We start from the raw sequence: 25004 nt of genomic DNA, 5'->3' as shown, positions 1-25004 counted from the left end.
TAAGAATAGAAAATCGGCCTTCGAACTGCTGGCACTGATTTTTTCAAACCAAAACAAATCTTCATCAATCTAATCAACCATTATCAAATTCATCTTCTATGGACGCAAGAATCGCATTACCAGAATTGATGTACCTTTCCCCTACTACGCGCGAAAAAGCAGTAGCCATTGCACAGGAACTTCTCAGGTCGACTAACATTTCTCCTCGCGAAGCTGTTTCCAAAGCAATTCTGATTGCGAAAAACTGGGCGGTCAAAAATGTGAACCGCAGCGTTTGGAAAAAATTGAAATCTGTTGAAAAAGAAATGATATGATAGGGCTGACATTCAAAGATCAGGTCGTCATTGTCACTGGAGCAAGCTCCGGAATCGGTAAAGCTTGTGCATTGCATTTCGGAAACCACGGTGCTAATGTGGTTGTGAATTACAGTTCCAATGCAGGCGCCGGCCAGGAAGTAGTGGATGAAATCCGGGCCAATGGCGGTAGCGCGATCCTCGTGAAAGCGGATGTGAGTAAGGAGGACGAAGTAAAAGCCCTGTTTGCAGAAACCGTCAACCAGTTCGGGCGCGTCGATGTGCTTGTCAGCAATGCCGGCTTGCAGAAAGACTCGCCGTTTCTGGAAATGACTTTGGAACAATGGCAGAAAGTAATCGACGTCAACCTGACGGGTCAGTTTCTCGCCTGCCGCGAGGCCGCCAAGCAGTTCATTGCTCAGGAACAGGCAGTTACAGAAATCAATCACAGCGAACTGGCCATCGGGAAAATCATATTGATGAGCTCCGTACACGATGTAATCCCATGGGCGGGCCATGTCAACTACGCCGCGTCAAAGGGTGGGATCATGATGTTCATGAAATCCATTTCGCAGGAGCTTGCGCCTCACAAAATCCGAGTGAATTCGGTAAGCCCTGGCGCAATCAAAACGCCGATCAACCAGGAAGTATGGTCGGATCCCGATAAATACCAAAGCTTGCTCCACCTGATTCCCTACAAACGGATCGGTACCGCGCAGGATGTTGCCAAAGCGGTAGCCTGGCTGGCATCGGATGATTCCGATTATGTGAATGGCGAAACATTATATATCGATGGCGGCATGACACTCTATCCAGAGTTTGCGGATAATGGGTGACGCGGTCGACTGTCATAAAAAAACGTCAGGTCTCTCGGCCTGACGTTTTTTATTGCTTATAACAAATTATTGCGTAACAAACTCTCCCTTTTCCACCGACCAGTCATTTCCGAAGAACCCCGACATCCTCACTTCTTTAATTCCGTTCTTCAACATGTCTGCCGAAAAGACCATAATATCGGGAAAGCCGCTGCCGCCGCTGAAATACTGGTTCGCGTTGGCTGCCCGGAAACCTGCTTTGCCAGTTCCTGAAATAACGGCGACCGAGGCAGTCTTGCTATCCGATCTCGGGTAAATGAAATATGCCGCAAGATCGTTGCCTGCAAACTGCTTTCCTCCCACCTCGATCTTCCCGCTCGTTACGGTTACCGGGCAGTTTTTCAGCACCTTATCCCAGGCAAGGTTGGTGCTTTTGTTCCCGTACAGGATCACACCCCTATCCTTAAATTCCTGTGGATCAAAGTCTTTATCGGCAACGATATCCACTGCCCCATTACCACGGTAGTACCACGACTCAGCGTCGAAAGTTGCCTTTTCAAATGCCCAGGCCTTCTCTTCCGCGCTACCGCCTGTTGCGTACACATATACCATCCGGTTTCTGAATGCGTCTTTTAATGTACCACTCCTTTCCGGATTCTTCTCGGCAGCCGCGGGAGCGGCCGCCAGTTTCCAGTTGCCCTCGTTTTTGAGGAAGATGGTTTCATTTCCTCTCACCGCATATTCAACAGGCGCTTTACCATCCAATACAATTTTCAGCTTCGAGCCCGGCGCGAATGCTCCAAGATCCAAAGAAAGCAGGGCCACATTTTCGGTCGTACCCTCAATTTTCAATTCCTTTTTACTGCTATTGAGTTTGATATGGCTGTATTTCAATGCATTAACTTGTTGGTGCACGCCTGCCCAACGCATGTGTGAAGAGATTCCAGGGTTGGCAGTTTTGAAATCAATGGAAGTCACGGTCGTGTCCCTCGGAATAGCATGCCAGCTGAAAAAGTTGAAAATCGGCGGCCAGTCTACGCTGATATCACCGTACCAATGCTCGCCGCCAACGTGTTCGTAGTAACTGAAATCGCGGTGGAATTTCCCAAGAATGTCGCGCATCTGCCGCGCATAGGTAACGGGTACTGTTCGATCTGCGTCGCCGTGAGCAACGTAAACACCCAGACTTTTGTAGTTGGAAGTCAGTGCAAGAACATTGCTTGGATTACTGGCTCTCAGCAACATAGCCTCGATCGGCGACCCTGCGCTGTCGGGAATAACACCATCGTGCGAGCCGTATGCAGCCAAGGTGGGGTAGCCAGCCGATGGCGCAATTGCCGCCCATTTTTCTGGATAAGTTGCTCCAAGGAACCATGTTCCGTGACCGCCCATCGAGTGACCGGTAAGATATATACGCGACGGGTCCGGGTTGAATTGCTTTTTTGCAATGCCCAATACTTCCATCGCATCCATCCGTCCCCAGTCTTCCCAGTTGAATCCGCGCGGACGACGGTTGGTAGGTGCCACCAGCACACCCCAGTCTTTGGGTTTATACGCACGTGCCTGGCTAATCGCCTGAACCTCGGCTCCATGCACTGAGAAAAACAGTGCCGGCCGATCATTCGCGCCGCCGTTGATCTGAGGCGATACTGAAAAATACTGAACGCTGCCATCGAGCTCGCTTACGAAAGTACGGCTATACTGCTTCCCCGCTTCCACCGACTGGATCGCAATCTTCGACTGATCTGTTAGTTTGCCGTTTTGCAACAGACTTAGTGAAACTTCATTTTTTCCAACACTCGTCACCCCGCTACCGTCAATCAGCACACCTACTTTTCGCAATGCCATCGCAGGTACCGACGGAAGTTTGGTAATAATGTCCTTTCCGGCCACGATCGTTTTCATTTCCAGGCCAGTCAGCGGTTTTTTGGTCATATTCGAAATAACGACGCCTGTCCAGAGGGAATCATTTTTGAAACCAGGAACTACATCGGAGATCGTAAGGTCCTCTGTATTAATGGAAATCGGCTTCTCCGGAAAAGTAAGATTTGCGGTAATGCCGCCAAAACGGCCGAAACGTGCCACGCGTGCATAAATTTCATTTTTCCCTTTTTTCAGGACAACAGGTAAATGCATCCAACCATACCGGTACATATCCCCTCCTCGCGGCACGCCATTCAGGAAAATCATGTCCTGACCGGTAATTGTCAAAATAGCTGCCTGTTCCTTTTTTGATTCATAGGTCAGATACACATATCCATTAGAAAATGAGTCACCACGAAAACGGTGGGTGGAGTCGGCTTGTACTTTTTTCCATTTCACCTCCCCCACTTTTGGATCGGTTAATAACATACTTCCTTCTTGCGGTTTGAGCGTACCTTTGTAGAGTTGATAGGCGAGCTGGTCGGTGTACAAAGCTTCCCGCCCATATTGGTGGCATGGCCCGATGGCCAGTCCTTCTTCAAAATGGTAAACAGATTGTGCCTGATTGTGGGAAAAAATAAATAGTAAAGAGAGTGTCGCAAAAATCCTTTTCATTGAAAGAGGTTTAGTAGTATGACAAAAACTAAACTTAATAAAAAATATTACTAATAGTGGTCTCAATTTTTAATTAACTCAAAATTCTATCCAAAAGCCCTCTCAATTGGCTCAAATGACCCTTTTTTAGCTGTGGTGCTGTCAAAATTCAAAAAATGAAACGTAACTTTCGGTGTACAATTTCATAACTATGACCTCAAAATTTTCACAATCAACAATTCGATTTATTGCTCAACATCAATGGCTTAGCTGGCTATGGAGTTTTTTAATCTTGGTTGCGTGCACTTGGCCGGGCAAAGATCTGCCTGCGGCACCCGTCTTAGGTTTTGACAAAATTGTCCACTCGGGACTCTTTACAGTATGGGCGATTCTCGCGCTGATTATTTACCCTGAAAAAAGCCGCCTGGTGGTGGGATTGGGAATGGCTTACGGGCTGGGGCTGGAATTTTACCAGCAGCTTCTGCCATTTGACCGCACTTTTGACTGGTGGGATGCCGTGGCAGATGCTGCTGGTGTGGTAATCGGTTACCTTTTTACAAAAGTGGTGCTCAAAAACTAGCGCCAGCGTTTGTACTGGTTAATCAAACCGTTGGTCGAGCTGTCGTGGTTGGTAACCGGCCAGTCGTTTTGTAGTTCGGGGTATATTTTGTTCGCGAGCTGTTTACCCAACTCAACACCCCATTGGTCGAAGCTGTAAATATTCCAGATGATACCTTGTACGAAAATCTTGTGTTCGTACATTGCGATCAAGCTACCTAGCACTTTCGGGGTGATCTTCTTCACGAGGATCGAGTTGGTAGGGCGGTTACCTGAGAAAACTTTGAACGGCGCGATTTGCCCGATCTCTGCATCGCTCTTTCCGGCTGCCTTCAATTCAGCACGAACTTCCTCATCGGTCTTACCGTTCATCAAAGCTTCGGTTTGCGCGAAGAAGTTGGATAACAACATTTTATGATGATCGCCCAGCGGGTTGTGGCTGATGGCCGGCGCGATAAAATCGCAAGGGATCAGTTTGGTTCCCTGGTGGATCAGCTGGTAAAATGCATGCTGACCATTCGTACCCGGCTCGCCCCAGATCACCGGACCGGTTTGATAACCCACCGCATTGCCGTCACGGCCGGTGCTCTTTCCGTTACTTTCCATATCTCCCTGCTGGAAGTACGCTGCGAATCGGTGCATGTACTGATCGTAAGGGAGGATCGCCTGCGTTTGCGCGTCGAAGAAATCGTTATACCAGATCCCGAGCAATGCGAGGATCACCGGAATGTTGCGTTCAAGCTTGGTCGTGCGGAAGTGTTTGTCCATCTCGTGTGCACCCGCGAGCAGCTGCTCGAAATTCTGGAAGCCTACATAGCAGGCAATCGACAAGCCGATCGCCGACCACAACGAGTAGCGGCCTCCTACCCAATCCCAGAAACCAAACATGTTTTCAGGATCGATCCCGAATTTTTCTACTTCTGAGCGGTTGGTCGAGATTGCAACGAAATGTTTCTTCACATGTTCCTCATCCGACGCCTTTTCCAGGAACCAGCTCCGCGCGCTGTGCGCATTCGCCATCGTTTCCTGGGTGGTAAAAGTTTTGGAAGCGATCATGAACAGTGTCGTTTCCGGATTCAGCAACTTCACGGTTTCGGCGATATGGGTACCGTCGACGTTGGATACAAAATGTACATTCAATCCATTTTTCGCGTAGGCTTTCAATGCCTCGGTCACCATTACCGGGCCCAGGTCGCTGCCTCCGATGCCGATATTCACGATGTCGGTAATTTCCTTTCCAGTATAACCCTTCCATGCACCCGATCTTACCCGCGTCGAAAACTCCTTCATTTTCGCAAGTACTTCGTTTACATCCGGCATTACATCCTGCCCATCCACGAGCACCGGTTCATTGGAACGGTTCCGCAATGCAGTATGCAAAACGGCACGCCCTTCGGTCACGTTGATTTTCGCACCGGTAAACATCGCCTCGATCGCTTCCGCCAGACCAGCCTCTTCGGCGAGCTGGACCAGGTATGAGCGCGTGCGCGTGCTAATTCGGTTTTTGGAATAATCCAGTAATATGTCCCCGAAACGGATGGAGAACTTTTTATGGCGATCGGTGTCTTCCTCGAAAAGAGTCTTTAAATGCTTTTGTGAAATGGTTTTGTGATGCGTTTTCAGCTTTTTATAAGCCGCCAACTGATCAAAGGGGACGTTTGAAAGCATTGTTTCTGGCGTTATGGTAAAAAATCAAACCTTGGTTGTGCAAAAATAGGGTTTTACGGCGGTTAATACGTGTTTTCCCGATTAACTCGCCTGGCAAACTCCACGAAAATACCCCACCGATTCGGCGATTCCGGCCAGGGGCTCTTTCATATCTTTCTCATATTCAAGGCTGCACGAACCCGGGTATTTCACTTTCCGCAACATTTTCACAAATGCGGGAATATCAATAATTCCTCGTCCCAATTCACAGGTTTTACCGTCCTTGGTGGCTGCCGTGACGTTTTTGAGGTGAATGTCAAAAATGCGCTTGCTGTACTTTCCAAGATCTGCCACCGAATCCTGATTGTCGCGTCGGTTGTGTCCCATATCGAAACAAAGCCCAACCCGCGGGTCAAGGTCTTTCACGAGGTTGTACACGGATGCCGCGTTCGGGTACAATTTATCCTCCGGCCCATGGTTATGGATCGCATATCGAATGTTGTATTCCTTGACCTTCTGCTCTACATATTTCAGGTCGTCATGGTTAGGAATACCCACGATCAGGTCGACGCCCACCCGCTTGGCATAGTCGAAGGCATTGTCGATCTCCTGATGGGTTTTGGTATAAATTGGCCCGACGGCATACCCCGTAACGCCCGCGTCTTTCAGCTTCTGGTGAAATGCGGCGATTTGTTCGGCAGTACTATTATAAGGCAAATGAAAATCCTTGATACACAAATAATGAACATCTGTCTTCTTCATCATTTCGAGCGCTTCGTCCAGCTTGAAATGCACAAAACTATAACCGGCCATACCGAGCTTGAATGTATCCTCTTTTTTAGCCGGGGCCGCATTGCTTTGGTCCGGGAGTGAAATGATACTGCCGACCATGAGCCCGGCGATGCCTTTCTTGACAAATATTCTTCTCGAATTCATTCTGTTCAGATTAAATTAATTGCTGTATACGTAAAAGACGAAGAGTTACAGATTTACCACCTATCAACTCAAATCTTAAGTTTTATCCCAATCCGGTTAATCGCGCCAGTGAGCAGAATGACCAGCAGTGAAAAGCAGGCCGATTTCACAAGACCTACCAGTCCGGTACGCAAATACAACGGCAAGCTGATCCCCGCCAACGTAATGACAGCATACCATATATAAGGAATCAGATAGCAGGTCAGCGTAGCGGTACCGGCCGGGTTGAGCACGTTAGCCCAGTTTCTCAGCTTACGCAAGTCAACAAGCCAGAATAGAAACGCAAATGCAAAAAGGCTGATGCCCGTGCAAATGCCTACCCAGGCCGGAGTGGCCCTGATTTTTGAAATGCCCCAAAATGGACGCGTACCAAAACCGTAGGCGAGGCAGATAACGCCAAAGACGATCAGGATTACCAGAAAAGTGTTGCTTGCCGCATTCCGGCCGGTTCGGTAAATCACCGAAGCTACCACACCGCCCATTACAAAAGCGGGCATCGAGCCACTGCCTACGACCCACACGTGCTTCCTGACGGGATCAAGGAAATCCAGCGTACCGGCAAAACTGGCCAGGTTGAAAAGCACAAAAAACAGCCATCCGGCGATTGCCCACGCGAGGCGGTCGCCCGTGAGCACATACGTGAGCGTGCCAAGCAGGTACGACCACCCGATAAGTCCCAGTATACCATACCAATGGGTTTCCATCCAAGACGGATTCTCAGGATCTCCTCCTTTGTAAATCAATGCCAAACCCACAAGCAGCAGATAACCAGCTACTTTCAATGCGGTATAAAATCCCTTTCTTTCCGGATTGGGTGGGTAGACATTCCAGATCAGGAAAAAGGCGATAACCATTCCGATTTCCCATACATATTTACTGACTACCATCGCTTCCTCTGCAATATTCTCGTAGTTGACGATGAATATTCCCATGAGCAATAAAGCAAAGGTTCGCTCAGCAATATGCCTGATAATCAATACATTTGAATCTCCTTTTTTCTTACGGTTCGAAATGGCGAAAGGAATGGAAAGGCCTACTATAAACAAAAAGCCGGGGAATACGACGTCCGAAAGTCCCATGGCATCTTCACTTGCTTTGCTATGTTCAAGCCATTTGGGAACGTTTTCGAGCGACCACAGGTCGTTCACAAAAATCATCAAAAACATGGTGACCGCACGAAAAACGTCGATCGAATCCAGGCGGAGCGAGGATGAGGTAACTTTGTTCATCAGGAAGACAGGATTTAGGAAAGCCTAATATAGCGGTTTTCTGTCTTTGTGAGGCCAAGTGTGGATTCAGGAATTGAGTAGTACAGCCAAGTCAGCTGCTTTTGCCTACGACTGGCTTCATAGGATCTACAAAACAAAAACCGGGAACTTACCCTGATTTGAGGTAAGCCCCGGCTTTATCTATTTAACGTAATTCAAATATCGATCGCTTTACCTTCGACCTTAGTTCCTAGGGCATTCCCTTTTCTAGTCGAAATTAAGAGCATTGTTGGCATATACAACCGTGCCGTTATTCAAAATCACGTAGCCTCTATAATGAATCTCTCCATTTAACGGATTTCCCTTTTCCTGCCAATGAGCTCCGAGGCTTGCTGCTCCGGGAAATATCGTTTTACTATCGTTGACTGTGGGGAATGTCTGCGGTGTATCAGTCGCAAATACTCGCCACGCCACACCGTATTCCACAATCGGGACATTTCCAAGGTCTTCAATGGAGATTCCAAGCATGGTGGCCCCCGGAGGCAGTTGGCTACTAAACGGATAATTATTGATATCAAGCGTAGTTAACCGTGGCAATACGACTGGTCGCGGTTCATGATCCGTACAACCAACACAGCATAAAAAGATAAACGCGAAAAGTCCGCAGAGTCGAAGAGATAATTGTTTCATGACGAGTTTTGTTTTATTGATTTCTCAGCATTTTGACGCAATTAAATGCTGTTGCACAATAATCCCATCATGTCCCGCGGGTGCAATGAACTAACGGCAATCGATGAATTATTAATCGGAAAACTTTGACTGCTGATCGGAAGAAGTGTTATAAGACTATCGATTCGCAGTGTTGATGAACTACTGGCTAGTCTCGTTTATTCAACTGCAATCAATAAGAAGTTTCGCTAGGGCAGCGTGGATTCGGGATTCACTTACGCTATTCATCCCAATCATCATCCAACGAAGACGCCTCTTCCGTTTTTACCGAGGACGCCACCGCCTCGTTGATCTCCTTCATTTCTGATGGAGTCAGGTCCCGCCATTTGCCGACGGGTAAGTTTTGAAGCGTTACATTCATAATGCGAACGCGTTTCAACTTGTTTACATTATAACCGAGGTATTCGCACATGCGACGGATTTGCCTGTTGAGCCCTTGTGTTAAAATGATAGTGAATACAAAACTGCTCTCTTTCCGAACAAAGCATTTTTTAGTAACAACCCCCAAAACAGGCACGCCGGAGGACATTTTCTGAATAAAATCGGGCGTAATCGGTTTATTGACAGTCACCACATATTCTTTTTCGTGATTGTTTCCGGCACGGAGAATTTTATTTACGATATCTCCGTCGCTTGTAAGAAATATCAAACCTTCCGACGGCTTATCGAGCCGCCCGATCGGAAAAATGCGTTCCTTGTGACGAATGTAGTCGATAATATTTCCCTTAATGTGGCGCTCGGTAGTGCAGGTAATGCCCACCGGTTTATTGAACGCAATATAGATGGCCGGCTTTTTCGCTTTAAGCGGCTTGCCGTCCACGCGCACGTCGTCGCCTTCTGCCGCTTTGTCGCCCAAAACTACTTTCCGGCCGTTAAGCGTCACCCGGCCCTGCTCTACGAGTTTGTCGGCTTCACGGCGCGAACAAAACCCGGTTTCACTGATAAACTTATTGATCCTGACTGGCTCCACTGATTTCTATACTTTTTCCAATGCTGTATTTGGCATATCGGACGGCAAATTAATTCAAATCACAAAAAAAATGTGGTTACATATAAAGATTCAGGCGTTTTTGCCCTTTACCTCTTCAATGCTCAATATATCAGATCACAAAATAGAACAAATTGCCGGTCTATGAAAAATCGCTTTTTACTAAGTCAACTCTTCATTTGGATAACCATTCTTTCCCTGCACGCGCAACCGGCGCGGAGGCCCGTCGAGGTGATCGTCACGACCGACCGCGACGACTGGACTTACAAACCCGGGGATAAAGTGCAATTCATCGTCAGCGTGCTGCGCAATGGAAATCCTGTCAAAAATGCTCATGTGCGTTATGAAATAGGGTTGGAAAAACTTGACCCGACTATCAAGGAAACCAAAACTGCCGCTAACGGTACGCTAACCATCGACGGCGGGACACTCAAAACCCCCGGCTTCCTGCGCTGCATCGCCTGGGCGACTGTCGACGGCGTGGAGTTTCGCGGTCTGGCAACGGCCGGTTTCGATCCGTTGAAAATACAGCCCACTGTTGCGAACCCAGAGGATTTTGACACATTCTGGGACAATGCAAAGAAAGAACTGGCAGCCGTGCCAATGGATGCGAAAATGACTTTGCTCCCAGACCGCTGCACCGAAAAAACGAACGTTTACCATCTAAATCTCCAAAATAACCGGCAGGGCGTACGCGTCTACGGTATTTTGAGTATTCCAAAAAAGGAAGGGAAGTATCCTGCGCTACTCCGCGTGCCGGGTGCCGGCGTCCGCGCCTACTACGGCGATGTAGCCACTGCCGACAAGGACATCATCACGCTCGAGATCGGCATCCACGGTATTCCCGTAATCATGGATCCGTCGGTTTACCTCGATATGGGCCAGGGCGTACTGAATGGCTATCCGGCTTATAATCTGGATGATAAGGACAAATTTTATTACAAACGCGTATACCTCGGCTGCGTACGCGCTAACGACTTTCTGACGAGCCTGCCGCAATACGACGGCAAAAACCTGGCCGTCACCGGCGGAAGCCAGGGCGGTGCGTTATCCATCGTCACAGCCGGCCTCGATCCGCGTGTCAAATGGCTGGGCGCATTCTATCCGGCATTGAGCGATGTGACGGGTTACCTGCACGGCCGCGCGGGCGGATGGCCGCATTATTTTGATAAAAACGGGGTGAAAACAAACAATACGAAGGAAAAACTGAACACGGTTTCCTACTATGATGTGGTCAACTTCGCGCGCCGTGTGAAGGCGCCGGGACTATATATATGGGGTTTTAATGACGAGACCTGCCCGCCTACTTCCATGTACGCCGCCTATAATGTCACCACCGCCCCGAAAGAGCTGAAACTCTACCTCGACACCGGCCATTGGACGTATTCCGATGAACGCGACCTAATGAACAACTGGCTGGTCGAGAAACTCAAAGGAAAGTAATACAAACCAAGCAAACCGAAACGAATTCTTATGGATCGCAGATCATTTATTGAAAAGTCGGCGCTAGCGGGTGCTGCATTCTCATCGCTCCCGCTGCTGTCTGCATTGAAACGTGCCGCACCCTACCGCACGGCACTGATCGGCGCTGGCTGGTGGGGTACAAATATCCTCCGGTGCGCTGTTCAGGCGGGAGAGTCCAAGCTGGTGGCGTTGTGCGACGTCGACCAGAACCAGCTCAAAATCTGCTCCGAAGTTTTTTCCAAACTTACCCCGGACAAGCCGAAGCTCTATCAGGACTACCGCGAAATGCTGGCCAAAGAGAAGCCGGAGATTGTGATCGTAGCGACGCCCGACCACTGGCATGCGTTGTGCTGCATTGCGGCCATTGAGTCCGGTGCACATGTTTATGTCGAAAAACCCATTTCTCATACCATTAAGGAAGGTCGCGCGATGGTGAATGCCACGCGCAAGCACGGACGAATCGTACAGGTGGGTACGCACAGGCGCGTGTCACCGCATAATGTGTCGGGTATGGAATTCCTGAAATCGGGTAAGGCGGGAAAAATCGGAATGGCGCGGGCATTCGTGCATTACGGAGGCGGCCCGGGCCAAAAAACACCGGACGCCGAACCGCCGCAGGGTCTCGATTGGGACTTCTATTGCGGACCAGCGCCTTTGGTCCCTTACAATAAAACTATCCACCCGAAAGGTTTCAGGAATTATCTCAATTTTGCCAACGGTACTTTGGGCGATTGGGGCATCCACTGGCTCGACCAGGTGCTGTGGTGGTCGGAACAAAAATACCCGAAAAAGATATACTCTACCGGCGGGCGGGCGATCCGGCAGGACAACACCGACGCCCCCGACCATCAGGTAGCAGTATACGACTTCGACGGTTTTACCCTGGAATGGGAGCACCGCAATTTCGCAGCAAACAATGCCGAAAAAACGCACCCCAACCAGGCGGTCGGCGTATATTTCTATGGTACCGAGGGCACCTTCCACATGGGATGGCTTGACGGCTGGACGTTCTACCCTACGAATCCGAACAAACCCGTGATCCACCAAGACGCGCAGCTCAACAAGCCCGACGACCAGAATATCCAGCAGCTCTGGGCCAATTTCCTGGAATCTATCAAGAGCAATAAGCCGCCGATCTGTGAAATAGAAGTGGGACAGCGTTCCACGAATGTGGCATTATTGGGGATGCTTTCCTACAAACTGGGAAGAAGCATTGTATGGGATGGAGAGAAAGAAATTATTCCCGGGGACGACGAGGCGAACAAGTTGCTAAGCCGCAACTATCGCGGGGAGTGGAAGTATCCGCAGGTGTAAAGTAGTCAGGAATTGACAGACTTAGGCAAGAGTGGTCAGAAAAAAGTCAGGTGTAGTCAGGAGTTGTTACTTGCAAAAAATTACAATAACTACCTCTGACCACACCTGACTATTACTGACTACTTCCGACCTTTGACGGCCGTCAGTCAATCTTAACTACTTCCGCAGGGATATTGTAATGATCTACCGCTTCGCGTGCAAAGCGCACGTGCCCGCGTGGGGCCATCAGATATAACTTAGCACCCTTCATTCCTGCCAATTCGCTCAATAGTTTCCACTTTGAAATGTGACCACGCATCTGGTCAGTTTTCATGCAAACTTCGAGGTAATGACGGTTGAACATATTAACGCCTGTCACATCTGGCGTAAAACGAATATTATCGGCCGCCCTTTCGTAGGACTTGGGTGTTTCGTACCCTTCCATATTGGCCTGAATGTCCTTGAACCCGTGCGACTGTGCCCACTTAACGACAAGCGGGATAAATGCTTCCTTTTCCATAATATCACGAATAATTTTCTGCTTTTTTCCGGCAGTTTCTACAATACAAATCTTGACTGAGCAGAGGGCATACGACAGAAGCGATATTCCCGATTGTGCAGGATCTTTCGTTAAAGGTAGCCCATTTTCCGCAAAACCGCAAATTAGCGGCCCGCGAGGTCAATCTTCAAGTTCATCCTTGAAATTGTTAAAGGCCGCAAGTAACTCGCGGTGCGCTCTGGCATTATTCTGAATCTGTGCCAGTTCCACGCCTTTTCGATAAATTTCCTCAGCCTTTTCTATTTTTTCCATCGCAGCAAAAAATGCGCCAGCGTGGTAATAGGTCGGAAGATAATCCGGATGTTTTTCGAGGAGAATGTCGAAAAAACGCCCGGCCTCTCTGAGATCCGATTTGGAATATTCGATTGCGAGCGCGTAGACATTGAACGGGTCGGCTGGGTCCTCTTCGTAAAAAGCGAGTAAATTGGCGAGTAAGGAGTTATTCATCGATATTATTATGCTTGCATACTATTTACTTTTCCCTTAATTTGCCCGGGCAAAGTTATTCTCATCAAACGCAAAGATAAGTAACCATACCATCATGAAAATACTCGTTTGTATAACTAATGTCCCCGATACAACCGCTAGAATAAGCTTCACCGACAACGACACCAAGTTAAACAAAAACGGTGTTCAGTTCATCATCGGCCCTTATGACGACTATGCGCTGGCCCGGGGTGTAGAGTTGAAAGAGCAATATGGCGGCAGCCTGACGGTGCTTCACATTGGCGAAGCCGATGCCGAGCCGCAGATCCGCAAAGCACTCGCCATCGGTGCCGACGACGCTATCCGTGTAAATGCGGAGCCGCAGGATTCCTATTTTGCAGCAGCACAAATTGCCCATATTGCCAGCCAGGGCACCTATGATCTCATCCTGATGGGCCGCGAGTCCATCGATTACAACAGCGGCGTAGTGCACGGGCTCGTGGGTGAAATGCTGGGCATCCCCTCCTACTCGCCGGTCATGAAACTGGATATTGACGGCAACAATGCCACCATTACCCGGGAGATCGACGGCGGCAAGGAAGTATTAAAAGCGCCGCTCCCATTGGTGCTGGGATGCCAGGAGCCTATTGCCGAATGGAAAATCCCGAACATGCGCGGCATTATGACGGCGCGCACCAAGCCCCTGAATGTGGTGGAGCCGGTTTCTGTGGATGACATGACCGCCCCGCAGACTTACAAACTGCCCGCACCGAAAGGCGCTTGCAGGATGATCCCGGCGAGCGAAGCCGAAACGCTCATCAAACTGCTGCAAACGGAGGCCAAGGTGCTGTAACTCCGGTGTATTTTTTCCCATTCAAATGAAAACGATCATGTCAGTCCTTATATATGTAGAACTCGATAACGGTTCAATCAAGAAAACCTCGCTGGAAGCAGTGGCTTACGGCGCGAAAGTGGCAGAAAAAACCGGCGGCCAGGCTGTGGTGCTGGCATTGGGCAAAGCAGAACATACAGCCCTTGAAATAGCCGGACAATATGGTGCAGCGAAAGTACTCCACGCCGCTGCAGCCGAACTGGAACACGAAAACAGCCTCGCCTACGCGAACGCGCTCGTGCAGGCGGCTACGCAGGAAGGCAGTAAAATCATTATCCTTTCCAAATCGGGCCTGGGCGACGCCATGGCGGCACGCGCGGCAGCGAAATTGAAAGCAGGAATCGTCTCCGGGGTGACCGCATTGCCTGAGACGGATGGTGGTTTCAAAGTCACACGAAGCATCTTTACGGGCAAGGCATTCGCAACGACCGAGATCCGGTCGGATATTAAGGTACTTGTTGTCCGCAAGAATGCAATCGAACTAGATGAGGCGGGCCTCACAGGCCGCAATGCAGCCGTAGAAGCATTCCAGCCAACATTACGCGACAGCGATTTCACGGCCAGTGTTGTGAGCGTTGAAAAAGCGGACTCGGAATTGTCCTTAACCGAAGCGGAGATCATTGTTTCCGGCGGCCGCGGAATGAAAGGGCCGGAGCACTGGCAGCCGCTGATCGACCTTGCCAAAGCGCTGGGCGCGGCAACCGGTTGCTCAAAACCCGTTTCCGACCTCGACTGGCGCCCCCACCACGAGCATATCGGGCAGACGGGCATTAAAGTCGCACCGAGCCTGTACATCGCCTGCGGCATTTCAGGCGCGATCCAGCACCTAGCAGGCGTGAACGGTTCCAAATGCATTGTGGTGATCAACAAAGATCCGGAAGCGCCGTTTTTCAAAGCCGCCGACTATGGTATCGTCGGCGATGTTTTCGAAATATTGCCTAAACTGACCGAAGCTGCAAAAAGCCTTAAATAGTGTTTCCAGGGCTATTTTTTCAAATTAGTTAAAAGAACAAGTTCAGAAAAAATAGCTTAAAATCAGGTGATTAACCTGATTTAGTTTTAACCCTGGCAATAGCCGCCCAATCTTAACCCTTACAGCATTTTTTTATGCAGTAAGGGTTATTTATTTTTGCACCTTTGATCCGCCAATGGCGCTTTTCAAACAGGAACACTTTAACGGGTTTACTTGTTAATTCGTTGAAAATCAAGAATCAGCCCGAAGACCATTCACCACGACTGTTAACCATTTGCGCATTTAATTCAAACGTGAAAAAAATCAAGTTAGAAATTCTGGGGCTTTCACCAAGCCAATCCCAAGCCGGCTCGTTTGCATTGGTACTGGGGGAAGAACTCGGCAACCGCAGGCTGCCCATCATTATCGGCGTATTCGAAGCCCAGGCCATTGCCGTCCAGATTGAAAACATAGTACCCAACCGCCCGATGACGCACGACCTGTTCAAGTCGTTCGCCGACGGCATGAATTATACATTGAAGGAAATCGTCATTTCTGACCTCAAAGAAGGCATTTTCTACGCCAAAATCGTCTGTACCGACAACCTTCGCGAAGTAGAGATCGACGCCCGCCCATCCGACGCCATCGCGATCGGCCTGCGTTTCGACATTCCTATTTATACTTACGAAACCATTTTGTCCGAAGCGGGCATCGTTTCCAGCTCGATGACCGAAGAAGAAGATGAGGACGAGGACGCCGTTCGCGAGACGATCCGCCCCTCCGGCTCAAAGGATTCGCTCCGTGATCTTACATTTGACGAGCTGCAACGCATGCTCGACGACGCCCTTTCGAAAGAAGATTACGAGAAAGCCGCGAAGATCCGCGACGAGATGGGAAGAAGGAACTGAAAGCACCATTATAGTTAAAAATAGTTAAGGATTGTCCCCAAAAGGGCTGTTTTGAAATTTTAATCCTTATTTTTGCCCGAGTCGTTTTCCAGAAAACCGAACCAACGACGAGCGAAATCCTACGCTGTTATGCCTAAAAAAAAGAAGATCGGGAGTTATCCCAACGCAATGATCGTCATGAGCCTTACGGCTGCATTGTTTCTGATCGGCTTTTGCGGGCTACTGGTGATCCAATCTAAAAAGCTGGTTTCCATTATCCGTCAGAACATCGAAGTACGGGTGTTCATCAATAAAGAAGTTTCCAAGGCGGGCCAGGATTCGATACTTCGTATCATTCAGGCAAAACCTTTTGTACTGAATTCCGGAGAAACAAAAGCCATTACATTTGTTTCAAAAGAGGAAGCAGCCAAGGAATTTATTGAAGGTACCAAGGAAGATTTCGCCACGTTTCTCGGCGAAAACCCATTGCGCGACAGCTACCGCGTGAAAATCCAGGAAGATTATTTCGAAGAAGCGAAGCTGCAACAGATCAAGAAAGAGCTGGATCAGGTGAAAGGTGTGTATGAAGTGGTGTATCAGGAAGATCTGGCCGACAATATCAACCGCAATGTGACCAAAATCTACATAGTCCTGGCAAGCTTTGCCCTGGTTATGCTGATCATCATTGTCTTGCTGGTTAATAATACGATCAAGCTCGCGATCTATTCACAGCGCTTCCTGATCCGCAGTATGCAGCTCGTAGGCGCAACCAACGGCTTTATCCAAAAACCTTACGTGCTGCGCGGGGCAATTCAGGGCCTCGTTGGCGGCATCGTGGCGGCTCTCCTGCTGATCGGCCTTCAACAACTGGCAGTCCGTAATGTGGAAGGGCTGGCGCTATTGCAGGAATATGACAAGATCGTGATCCTCGTCCTTTCCGTGCTCGGCCTTGGCGTTGCAATCGGCGTTGCAAGCACCTACCAGTCGCTGGCGCGTTACCTGCGCATGGCATTGGATGATTTATATTGAACAGTAACCGGAAAATAAACGTTATGAGTACTTCAAAAAATGAACTTCCATTTTCATCATCCAACTATGTGATGATGCTGGTCGGCATCGCGGTGATCCTCGCAGGCTTCCTGATCATGACATTCGACGGCGAAGAGTTCGGTTTCGGCTTTCTTGGCCTAACCCTTGGCCCTCTTGTTACCATTACGGGCTTCATCATCGAGTTCTGGGCGATCCTCCGTAAACCCGCTAATTCATGAGTATCTGGCAGGCCATCATTTTAGCGATTGTTGAAGGAATTACCGAGTTTTTGCCCATCTCTTCCACCGGGCACATGATCATAGCCTCCTCGTTCATGGGGATCAGCCATCTGGAATTCACCAAAATGTTCACGGTCAATATCCAGTTCGGGGCTATACTTTCCGTACTCGTTCTTTACTGGAAGCGTTTTTTCCAGACTACCGATTTTTATTTCAAACTTTTCGTGGCATTTCTGCCGGCAGCCGTAATCGGTTTCCTGCTGAACGATTTCATCGATGCATTGCTCGAAAACGTGTGGGTAGTAGCAGTTTCCCTACTCCTGGGAGGCTTCGTACTCATCTTTATCGACCGCATTGCGAACGATACCCGCGAAAAGGTAATTACTTTCCCCACCGCATTGAAAATCGGCTTTTTTCAGTGTATCGCCATGATCCCGGGCGTTTCGCGTTCGGCGTCGACCATTATCGGCGGTATGCTCAACGGCCTTTCGAGAAAACAGGCAGCTGAATTTTCGTTCTTCCTTGCCGTACCCACAATGGCTGCCGCGGGAGGTTACAAACTTTTGAAAACGTACGATACCATTCAGAAAGAAGATATTCAGACGCTGCTGATCGGTAATGCCGTCGCGTTCGTCGTGGCGATGCTGGCTATCAAATTCTTTATCAGCTTCCTGACCAAATACGGTTTTAAAGTTTTCGGCTACTACCGTATTATCCTCGGCCTGATCCTGCTCGGCTTGCTGGCGTCGGGCTACAAGCTGGATGTTGTTTAGCCCCCTTGATCCCCCTAATTTGAAACAAGAAGAAAACATACCCGACGAAGGCGAAGTTATCCTGATCGATAAGCCTTTGACGTGGACTTCATTTGACGTGGCCAACAAGCTTAAAAGAGCTTGTAAATTCAAGAAAATAGGCCATGCCGGTACATTAGACCCGCTTGCCACCGGCTTGCTCATCCTCTGTACCGGTAAAAAAACAAAGCAGATCGACCACTTCCAGGCGCAGGAAAAGGAGTATACCGGCACATTGGTGTTGGGTAAAACAACGCCCTCCATCGATCTCGAAACCGATTTCAACGCCGATTACCCCACCGACCACATTACCCCGGAAGTGCTCGAAAATGCGCGCAAACAGCTCACCGGGCATATCGAGCAAATCCCGCCGCTTTATTCCGCTATTAAAATCGACGGCGAACGCGCATACAAGCTCGCGCGACGAGGCGAGGAAGCCGAGATCAAGAAGCGAGCGGTAGAGATCAAGCTATTTGAAATAGACGCTGCCCAGTTTCCTTCCATCGATTTTAGGATCATTTGTTCAAAAGGTACTTATATTCGCAGTATGGTTCGTGATTTCGGCGAACTGGCCGGCAGCGGCGCTTACATGAGCAAGCTGTGCAGGACCAGGATCGGTGAGTTCGACCTGAAAGATGCGTGGGAGCTGACCGCTTTCATCCATCAGAAACGAGTGGCTTTGAATTTGGAGGTTGACGAATGAACATTTATCATAGCCTGGATTCCTTTCAAAAACTGGAATATGGCGTCGTAACCAGCGGTACTTTCGACGGGGTGCATCTGGGACATCAAAAAATACTGACCCGTCTTAAAGAGATCACCGAGCAATCGGGTGGCGAATCGGTGGTCCTCACATTCTGGCCGCATCCGCGTACCGTGGTCTCCGAGGACAGCCAGGACCTGCAACTGCTTTCCACGATCGAAGAGAAAATAGAGCTGTTTTCGAAGCTGGGCATCCAGCATCTTGCGATCATCCCATTCACAAGGTCCTTTTCCGAGCTCACTTCCGACGAGTTTATCAAACAGATTCTGGTAGAGAAAATCGGTACTAAAAAGCTGGTGATAGGCTACGACCACCGTTTTGGCCGTAACCGCGAGGGCAGTTTTGAATTTTTACAAAAGAACTGCTCCGAGTATGGTTTCGAAGTGGAAGAAATTCCCAGGGAGGATATCGAGCACACGGCCATCAGCTCGACACGTATTCGTAAGTCACTCATTACCGGGCACATCCATGAGGCTAACGAGTTGCTCGGGCGCGCATATTCACTTTCGGGAACCGTGGTAAAAGGGAAACAACTGGGCCGCACGATCGGCTTTCCCACGGCCAACCTATACGTGCATGAACCATATAAGCTGATCCCGATGAACGGCGTGTATGTGATCAATGCGGTTTACCAGGATCAGGTGTTTCGGGGAATGCTCAATATCGGAGTGCGCCCCACAGTGGACGGCACCATCAGGACGATCGAAGCGAACCTATTCGGCTTTGATAAAGAAATTTACGGCGAAGACCTCCAATTAGAATTGCTTCATTATCTTCGTCCCGAACAGAAATTCAACGGGCTGGATATGCTCGTCAAACAGATCGGAATCGACAAGGAAAATACCCTAGCCTGGTTCGCCTGACTACCCAGAACTCTTTTTACCTACTCATACAGTTTGCTTTTGCGAAAAGCGTGCCTACCCGGCACGCTTTTATTATGCCTATACGTAAAATCCGGGCCGAATCCGCTTTACTAACGGATTCCTACTCCCAATCCCTTTGCTTTATGAAACACTACGATGCTATTGTGATCGGTGCGGGCCAGGCAGGCACGCCGCTTTGCCGCAAATTGGCCGAATCGGGCCTGAAAACTGCATTAATTGAGAAGAGATGGGTAGGCGGGACTTGCGTCAACGACGGCTGCTCCCCTACCAAGGCCATGATAGCCTCCGCAAAAGCGGCATGGTCGGTGCGGCATAATGAAACCCTCGGCGTGCACGTGGGCGGCATTACCGTCGATTTCGATGAAATCCTCGACCGGAAAAACAGCATTGTGCACACCATGCGCGGCAATTCTGAAAAGCGCATCCTCAACACCGCAGGCCTGGACCTGATTTACGGTACCGCGCGGTTCAGCGGTCGAAAGGAGATCATGGTTTCGTTAACGGACGGCGGCACGGAAACATTCACGGCCGACAAGTTCTTCATCAATGCCGGCTTACAGCCCGTAATTCCCGACATTGAGGGAATTCACACGATTCCTTATCTCACCTCCACCACCATCATGGAGCTGTCGGAGATTCCGGAGCATCTGGTAATTCTCGGCAGCGGGTATATTGCACTGGAATTTGGTCAAATGTTCGCTCGGTTTGGCAGCAAGGTTACATTGATTGAGCCTTCGGAAAGAATTCTCAAACGAGAGGACAAGGATATTGCCGAAGCGATCGTGAAAATCCTCGCTAAGGAAGATATTGAAATACTCACCGGCACAAGGGCGGTCGGATTCTCCCAAAACGGGCATATTATTGCCGTAAGCCTTGAAACGGAAGGAATTAAAAGTCAGCGCTCGTGCACACACGTGCTTGTAGCCGCGGGGCGCAAGCCGCAACTCAGCGAATTTGGATTTGAAGCCGCAGGTATTGAGCTAGATCAAAAAGGTTATATCAAAGTGAATGCACAACTTGAAACCTCGGCAGAAGGCATTTACGCATTGGGGGATATTAAAGGCGGCCCGGCGTTTACGCACGTTTCCTTCGACGATTACCGGCTGATCGTTCAGCATGTCATTAAGAAAAAGCAAATCAGCATTGAGAACCGCCTCATCCCATATTGCATGTTCATCGACCCACAGCTTGGCCGTGTGGGCATTACCGAGCAGGAAGCGCGGGAAAAAGGGCTTGATATTAAAGTAGCAGTTCTGGAAAACGATAGCGTGGCGCGTTCCATTGAAACCGGCGACGAACGTGGCATGATGAAAGCCGTTGTGGATGCCCAAACGGGCAAAATCCTGGGCGCGGCGGTGTTGGCCGAGCAAGGTGGTGAGATTGTTACGATCCTGCAAATGGCCATGATCGGCGGTGTTACCTATGACCAGATATTGAACGGCGTTTTTGCGCACCCAACCTACGCCGAGTCGCTGAATAACCTTTTCATGACGCTCGAATCGTAACCTGCTTTTGCTTTTTTCCAGAAAAATGGATCGTTTTCTGACTGATTTACGTAGAAAAAGAATATGCAAATCCTTTTGCAAACCTGAACCACGTACCTGTTCGCAAACATCATGATCATTGCCGACCGCATCAGCAAGCATTTTAATGGTATTGAGGCAGTTAAAGATGTTTCCTTCCAGGTTAGCGAAGGCGAAACAATCGTATTGCTGGGCACAAGCGGCTGCGGCAAAACCACCACGCTCAAAATGCTCAACCGGCTGATCGAAGCAACTTCCGGCCGGATCGAAATTCTCGGAAAAGACATAAGCAAAGAGAAACCGGAAATACTCCGGCGATCGATCGGCTATGTGTCTCAAAACAACGGGCTTTTCCCGCATTACACAGTTGCCGAAAACATTGCCGTGGTGCCGAAACTGTTGAACTGGCCCGCAAACGACATTGGCCGGCATACCGACCGCCTGCTCGAACAGCTCAAACTCCCTGCCAATTTCAAAGATAAATACCCGGACGAGCTCAGCGGCGGCCAGCAGCAACGTGTCGCCATTGCACGTGCATTAATCGCCGACCCACCGGTATTGCTGCTCGACGAGCCTTTCGGCGCGCTCGATCCCGTTACGCGGGCAAGTGTACGCAGGGATTTCACCGAACTGCCGGCATTGAAACAAAAAACCACCGTTCTCGTAACGCACGATGTGCAGGAGGCGCTCCAATTGGGTGACCAGATTTGCCTGATGGACCAGGGCCGCATTGTGCAGCAAGGCAAGCCCGGCGACCTGTTGCTAAGGCCCGTGAACGAGTTCGTGCATGCCTTTTTGGGCCAGCAACTCGAAGACATTTCCCGCATTTACGAACGCATCAGAGCACAGGCATAATGGAAGAACAACAGTCACTATGGGCATTTATGACGCAGCAATCAGACAAGCTGTGGAGCCAGACTGTGGCCCATATCGGCCTGACCTGCATTTCGCTGCTCATCGCGATCGCCGTCGGGGTGCCCCTGGGAATCTGGATCGCGCGGCGGAAAAAGGCAGCGTGGCTGGTACTGGGCATCGCCGGTGTGCTGCAAACCATCCCCAGCATCGCATTGCTCGGTTTTATGATTCCGCTACTTGGTATTGGGGCGTTGCCGGCCATTACCGCGCTGTTTCTGTACGCATTGTTACCCATTATCAGGAACACCTACACCGGCATTACGGGCGTCGACCCGGCCATTACCGAGTCGGCACGGGGGATGGGCATGAGCTCACGGCAGATACTGACGAGCGTAGAACTGCCACTGGCGATGCCGGTGATCCTGGCGGGAATCCGTACCGCGACGGTCATTAATGTGGGCGTTGCTACACTGGCCGCCTACATCGCCGCGGGCGGCCTCGGAGAATTTATTTTTGGAGGAATTGCTTTGAATAACACCCAGATGATCCTCGCCGGGGCTATTCCGGCTGCATTGCTGGCCATTCTGCTCGACTTTCTGTTATCATTACTTCAAAAGACGGGTTTGAGCAGAATGCGTAAGATCTCCGTCGTCTTGCCCGTTCTGCTGCTTTTGCTCTCTTCTTTTTACTTAATACCTTATACCAAAGGCGCGCTACTGGCCGGTTTCACTCCTGAATTTATGGGACGGGAAGATGGTTACCTGGGCTTGAAATCGAAATACGGGCTCGATATTCCGACCGTCGTGATCAGCGACGCGGTGATGTACAAAGCTGCATTTGAGAAAAAACTGGACGTTATCAGCGGGTACAGTACTGATGGCAGGCTCAAAGCGTTCGACCTCGTGACGCTGAACGACGATCAGCATATTTTCCCGCCGTACTATGCCGCGCCGGTCGTACGGAGTGAAGTACTCCGGCAATATCCTGAATTACAGACTGTTTTCGAAAAACTTTCGGGTTATATCAATGATTCAGTCATGACGGAACTGAACTACCGGGTCGATTATTTGAAACAGGCGCCGGACCGTGTAGCACATGACTTTCTAGTGTCCAAAAAACTCTTCCTCTCGCCCCGCAACGGCAATGAGGGAACAATACGCCTGGGTTCGAAGATTTTTGCCGAGCAGTATATCCTCATTCAAATGTACAAGGAGCTGATCGAGGGCAATACAGACCTCAAAGTCATCACCAAAACCGGTTTGGGAGGTACCAAAATCTGTTTCGATGCATTGAGCAATGGAGAAATCGATATGTATCCGGAATATACCGGAACAGGCCTGCTGGCGATCCTCAAACCCAGCCACATGCAGCTTAAAAAGCTCGGCGGCGACCGGGAGAAGGTTTATGAATATGTCAAAAATGAGTTTTTAAAACGATACAAGCTGCAATGGCTCAGGCCTATCGGCTTCAACAATGCCTATGCGCTGATGATGCGTCGCACGCGGGCACAATCCTTGAATATCCAATCCATCACCGATCTGAAAAACTATGCAACTAATGGAAACCACCGGCATTAGGGAAGCATTTCACCATGTCAGAAAGCATTCGGAATACATTTGCGAACCGCTGGAAGCCGAAGATTACGTACCCCAGCCCGTCGCATTCGTAAGCCCGCCCAAGTGGCACCTCGCACACTCGACCTGGTTTTTTGAAACATTCATCCTCAAACCCAATGTGCCGGATTATCGTGTTTACGATCCCGATTTCAACTATTTGTTCAACAGCTACTACAACAATGTAGGCGAGCGCACCCTACGCACGGACCGCGGGAATGTCACCCGCCCGACGACGGCAGCCGTGTACGCCTACCGAAAGTACGTAGACGGGCATATGGACGCATTCCTCGAAGAACTGACCGACCCGGAGGTCGAGGCGCTGGTTGAGCTTGGCCTGCATCATGAACAGCAGCATCAGGAGCTGCTTATTACGGACATTAAATACATTCTGGGCCATAACCCGCTTTTTCCGGTTTACCGTAAAGGACAGAATATGGTCAATGCAAGGAACACCGAAACCGGCTTTATTACCATACCCGAGGGCATTTACGACATCGGACACCATGGCAAAGGGTTTTGTTTTGATAATGAATTAGGCAGGCATAAAGTGTTTCTGCACGAGTTTGAAATAGCCAAAGGGCTGGTTACCAATGGCGAGTATATTGAATTCATGCATGCAGGCGGCTACCAGGATTTCAACCTTTGGCTGGATGAGGGCTGGTCGTGGGTAAATGAAAACCGCATTTCAGCCCCAATGTACTGGCATTTCATCGACGGCGGATGGCATTATTTCACACTGGACGGCTTGCAAAAGGTTGATTCCGAAGCCATTCTGAGCCATATCAGTTTTTTTGAAGCCTCTGCATTTGCGCAATGGAAAGGCATGCGGCTGCCTACCGAATTTGAATGGGAAGTCGCGTCCACCAACCTCGACTGGGGACGGCGCTGGGAATGGACCAACAGTGCCTACCTGCCCTATCCCGGATTTTCCAAGGCGCCGGGGGCCGTTGGCGAGTACAATGGTAAATTTATGGTCAACCAGATGGTACTGCGTGGAGCCTCCGTGGCAACCTCGCCAGGGCATGCACGCAAAACCTATCGTAATTTCTTTCACACACACGAGCGCTGGCAATATACCGGCATCCGGCTAGCGCGATAATT

General features: G+C 49.6%; 25 protein-coding genes. 17 read left to right on the top strand and 8 right to left on the bottom strand.

The window, feature by feature from the left end; all coding sequences use genetic code 11:
* Window positions 1-98: 98 nt before the first annotated feature.
* Window positions 99-314 (top strand): hypothetical protein, encoded by a 216-nt coding sequence (locus tag ACTJJJ_RS04400; protein WP_188930236.1) that lies wholly within the window; start codon window positions 99-101, stop codon window positions 312-314.
* Entirely contained in the window at window positions 311-1129 is an 819-nt protein-coding gene (locus ACTJJJ_RS04395) for an SDR family oxidoreductase (RefSeq protein ID WP_426294632.1), read from the top strand. The genes ACTJJJ_RS04400 and ACTJJJ_RS04395 overlap by 4 nt, the downstream gene beginning before the upstream one ends.
* Before the next feature lie 66 nt (window positions 1130-1195).
* Here ACTJJJ_RS04395 and ACTJJJ_RS04390 read toward each other — a convergent pair whose 3' ends face one another.
* Entirely contained in the window at window positions 1196-3646 is a 2451-nt protein-coding gene (locus ACTJJJ_RS04390) for an alpha/beta hydrolase-fold protein (RefSeq protein ID WP_440701561.1), read from the bottom strand.
* A gap of 190 nt (window positions 3647-3836) precedes the next feature.
* Between ACTJJJ_RS04390 and ACTJJJ_RS04385 the strand changes: the two genes are divergently transcribed.
* Window positions 3837-4205 (top strand): VanZ family protein, encoded by a 369-nt coding sequence (locus tag ACTJJJ_RS04385; protein WP_188930241.1) that lies wholly within the window; start codon window positions 3837-3839, stop codon window positions 4203-4205.
* Here the strand turns inward: ACTJJJ_RS04385 and pgi are convergent.
* From pgi to rluF, 5 genes are all read right to left on the bottom strand, one after another.
* On the bottom strand, window positions 4202-5851 hold the full coding sequence (pgi, locus tag ACTJJJ_RS04380) for a glucose-6-phosphate isomerase (RefSeq protein WP_426294635.1): 1650 nt from the start codon (window positions 5849-5851) through the stop codon (window positions 4202-4204). The genes ACTJJJ_RS04385 and pgi overlap by 4 nt on opposite strands.
* Before the next feature lie 81 nt (window positions 5852-5932).
* Window positions 5933-6766 (bottom strand): sugar phosphate isomerase/epimerase family protein, encoded by an 834-nt coding sequence (locus tag ACTJJJ_RS04375; protein WP_440701560.1) that lies wholly within the window; start codon window positions 6764-6766, stop codon window positions 5933-5935.
* Between the two features lie 68 nt (window positions 6767-6834).
* Window positions 6835-8034, bottom strand: a complete 1200-nt coding sequence (locus ACTJJJ_RS04370; RefSeq protein WP_440701559.1) for a heparan-alpha-glucosaminide N-acetyltransferase domain-containing protein — start codon at window positions 8032-8034, stop codon at window positions 6835-6837.
* Window positions 8035-8280: 246 nt separating this feature from the next.
* The gene (locus ACTJJJ_RS04365; protein WP_440701558.1) at window positions 8281-8703 is read right to left on the bottom strand and encodes a hypothetical protein; all 423 of its coding nucleotides are present in this window, start codon (window positions 8701-8703) and stop codon (window positions 8281-8283) included.
* Between the two features lie 259 nt (window positions 8704-8962).
* On the bottom strand, window positions 8963-9712 hold the full coding sequence (gene rluF, locus ACTJJJ_RS04360) for a 23S rRNA pseudouridine(2604) synthase RluF (protein WP_188930257.1): 750 nt from the start codon (window positions 9710-9712) through the stop codon (window positions 8963-8965).
* Between the two features lie 162 nt (window positions 9713-9874).
* Between rluF and ACTJJJ_RS04355 the strand changes: the two genes are divergently transcribed.
* Together ACTJJJ_RS04355 and ACTJJJ_RS04350 are read left to right on the top strand one after the other, a co-directional pair.
* Complete coding sequence (locus tag ACTJJJ_RS04355) at window positions 9875-11173, top strand: acetylxylan esterase (RefSeq protein ID WP_440701557.1); 1299 nt, start codon at window positions 9875-9877, stop codon at window positions 11171-11173.
* A 30-nt stretch (window positions 11174-11203) separates the two neighbouring features.
* Window positions 11204-12508, top strand: a complete 1305-nt coding sequence (locus ACTJJJ_RS04350) for a Gfo/Idh/MocA family protein (RefSeq protein WP_440701556.1) — start codon at window positions 11204-11206, stop codon at window positions 12506-12508.
* Between the two features lie 142 nt (window positions 12509-12650).
* On the opposite strand, the gene ACTJJJ_RS04345 is transcribed toward ACTJJJ_RS04350, so the two are convergent.
* Together ACTJJJ_RS04345 and ACTJJJ_RS04340 are read right to left on the bottom strand one after the other, a co-directional pair.
* Complete coding sequence (locus ACTJJJ_RS04345) at window positions 12651-13007, bottom strand: hypothetical protein (RefSeq protein WP_188930263.1); 357 nt, start codon at window positions 13005-13007, stop codon at window positions 12651-12653.
* 159 nt (window positions 13008-13166) lie between these two features.
* Complete coding sequence (locus ACTJJJ_RS04340; RefSeq protein ID WP_440701555.1) at window positions 13167-13493, bottom strand: tetratricopeptide repeat protein; 327 nt, start codon at window positions 13491-13493, stop codon at window positions 13167-13169.
* A gap of 94 nt (window positions 13494-13587) precedes the next feature.
* On the opposite strand from ACTJJJ_RS04340, the gene ACTJJJ_RS04335 reads away from it, so the two are divergent.
* From ACTJJJ_RS04335 to egtB, 12 genes are all read left to right on the top strand, one after another.
* A complete protein-coding gene (locus tag ACTJJJ_RS04335; RefSeq protein WP_440701554.1) occupies window positions 13588-14325 on the top strand; it encodes an electron transfer flavoprotein subunit beta/FixA family protein in 738 nt (245 codons plus the stop codon).
* A 37-nt stretch (window positions 14326-14362) separates the two neighbouring features.
* Window positions 14363-15337: an electron transfer flavoprotein subunit alpha/FixB family protein gene (locus tag ACTJJJ_RS04330; protein ID WP_440701553.1), complete on the top strand. Its 975-nt coding sequence runs from the start codon at window positions 14363-14365 to the stop codon at window positions 15335-15337.
* 293 nt (window positions 15338-15630) lie between these two features.
* Window positions 15631-16224 carry a bifunctional nuclease family protein gene (locus tag ACTJJJ_RS04325; RefSeq protein ID WP_188930271.1) on the top strand — a complete coding sequence of 198 codons (594 nt, stop codon included), beginning with the start codon at window positions 15631-15633 and terminating at the stop codon, window positions 16222-16224.
* Between the two features lie 129 nt (window positions 16225-16353).
* Entirely contained in the window at window positions 16354-17232 is an 879-nt protein-coding gene (locus tag ACTJJJ_RS04320; protein ID WP_188930273.1) for a cell division protein FtsX, read from the top strand.
* A gap of 23 nt (window positions 17233-17255) precedes the next feature.
* Window positions 17256-17471 (top strand): DUF3098 domain-containing protein, encoded by a 216-nt coding sequence (locus ACTJJJ_RS04315; protein ID WP_188930275.1) that lies wholly within the window; start codon window positions 17256-17258, stop codon window positions 17469-17471.
* Complete coding sequence (locus tag ACTJJJ_RS04310) at window positions 17468-18244, top strand: undecaprenyl-diphosphate phosphatase (protein WP_440701552.1); 777 nt, start codon at window positions 17468-17470, stop codon at window positions 18242-18244. The genes ACTJJJ_RS04315 and ACTJJJ_RS04310 overlap by 4 nt, the downstream gene beginning before the upstream one ends.
* Entirely contained in the window at window positions 18234-18965 is a 732-nt protein-coding gene (gene truB, locus ACTJJJ_RS04305) for a tRNA pseudouridine(55) synthase TruB (protein ID WP_426294642.1), read from the top strand. Before ACTJJJ_RS04310 ends, truB begins: the two co-directional genes overlap by 11 nt.
* Window positions 18962-19888, top strand: coding sequence for a bifunctional riboflavin kinase/FAD synthetase (locus ACTJJJ_RS04300; RefSeq protein ID WP_426294643.1), 927 nt, complete (start codon window positions 18962-18964; stop codon window positions 19886-19888). Before truB ends, ACTJJJ_RS04300 begins: the two co-directional genes overlap by 4 nt.
* 143 nt (window positions 19889-20031) lie before the next feature.
* Window positions 20032-21414 (top strand): mercuric reductase, encoded by a 1383-nt coding sequence (locus ACTJJJ_RS04295; protein ID WP_440701551.1) that lies wholly within the window; start codon window positions 20032-20034, stop codon window positions 21412-21414.
* A gap of 111 nt (window positions 21415-21525) precedes the next feature.
* Window positions 21526-22287, top strand: a complete 762-nt coding sequence (locus ACTJJJ_RS04290; RefSeq protein ID WP_440701550.1) for an ATP-binding cassette domain-containing protein — start codon at window positions 21526-21528, stop codon at window positions 22285-22287.
* A complete protein-coding gene (locus ACTJJJ_RS04285) occupies window positions 22287-23864 on the top strand; it encodes an ABC transporter permease/substrate-binding protein (RefSeq protein WP_440701549.1) in 1578 nt (525 codons plus the stop codon). The genes ACTJJJ_RS04290 and ACTJJJ_RS04285 overlap by 1 nt, the downstream gene beginning before the upstream one ends.
* Window positions 23845-25002, top strand: coding sequence for an ergothioneine biosynthesis protein EgtB (gene egtB, locus ACTJJJ_RS04280; RefSeq protein WP_440701715.1), 1158 nt, complete (start codon window positions 23845-23847; stop codon window positions 25000-25002). Before ACTJJJ_RS04285 ends, egtB begins: the two co-directional genes overlap by 20 nt.
* The last annotated feature ends 2 nt before the right edge of the window (window positions 25003-25004 follow it).

The sequence above is a fragment of the Dyadobacter sp. 22481 genome, assembly GCF_052044875.1.
In the GTDB taxonomy this organism is placed as follows: Bacteria; Bacteroidota; Bacteroidia; order Cytophagales; family Spirosomataceae; genus Dyadobacter; species Dyadobacter endophyticus.
Note: the sequence above shows the minus strand (reverse complement) of the source record. Positions and strands in the feature narration are given on the sequence as shown.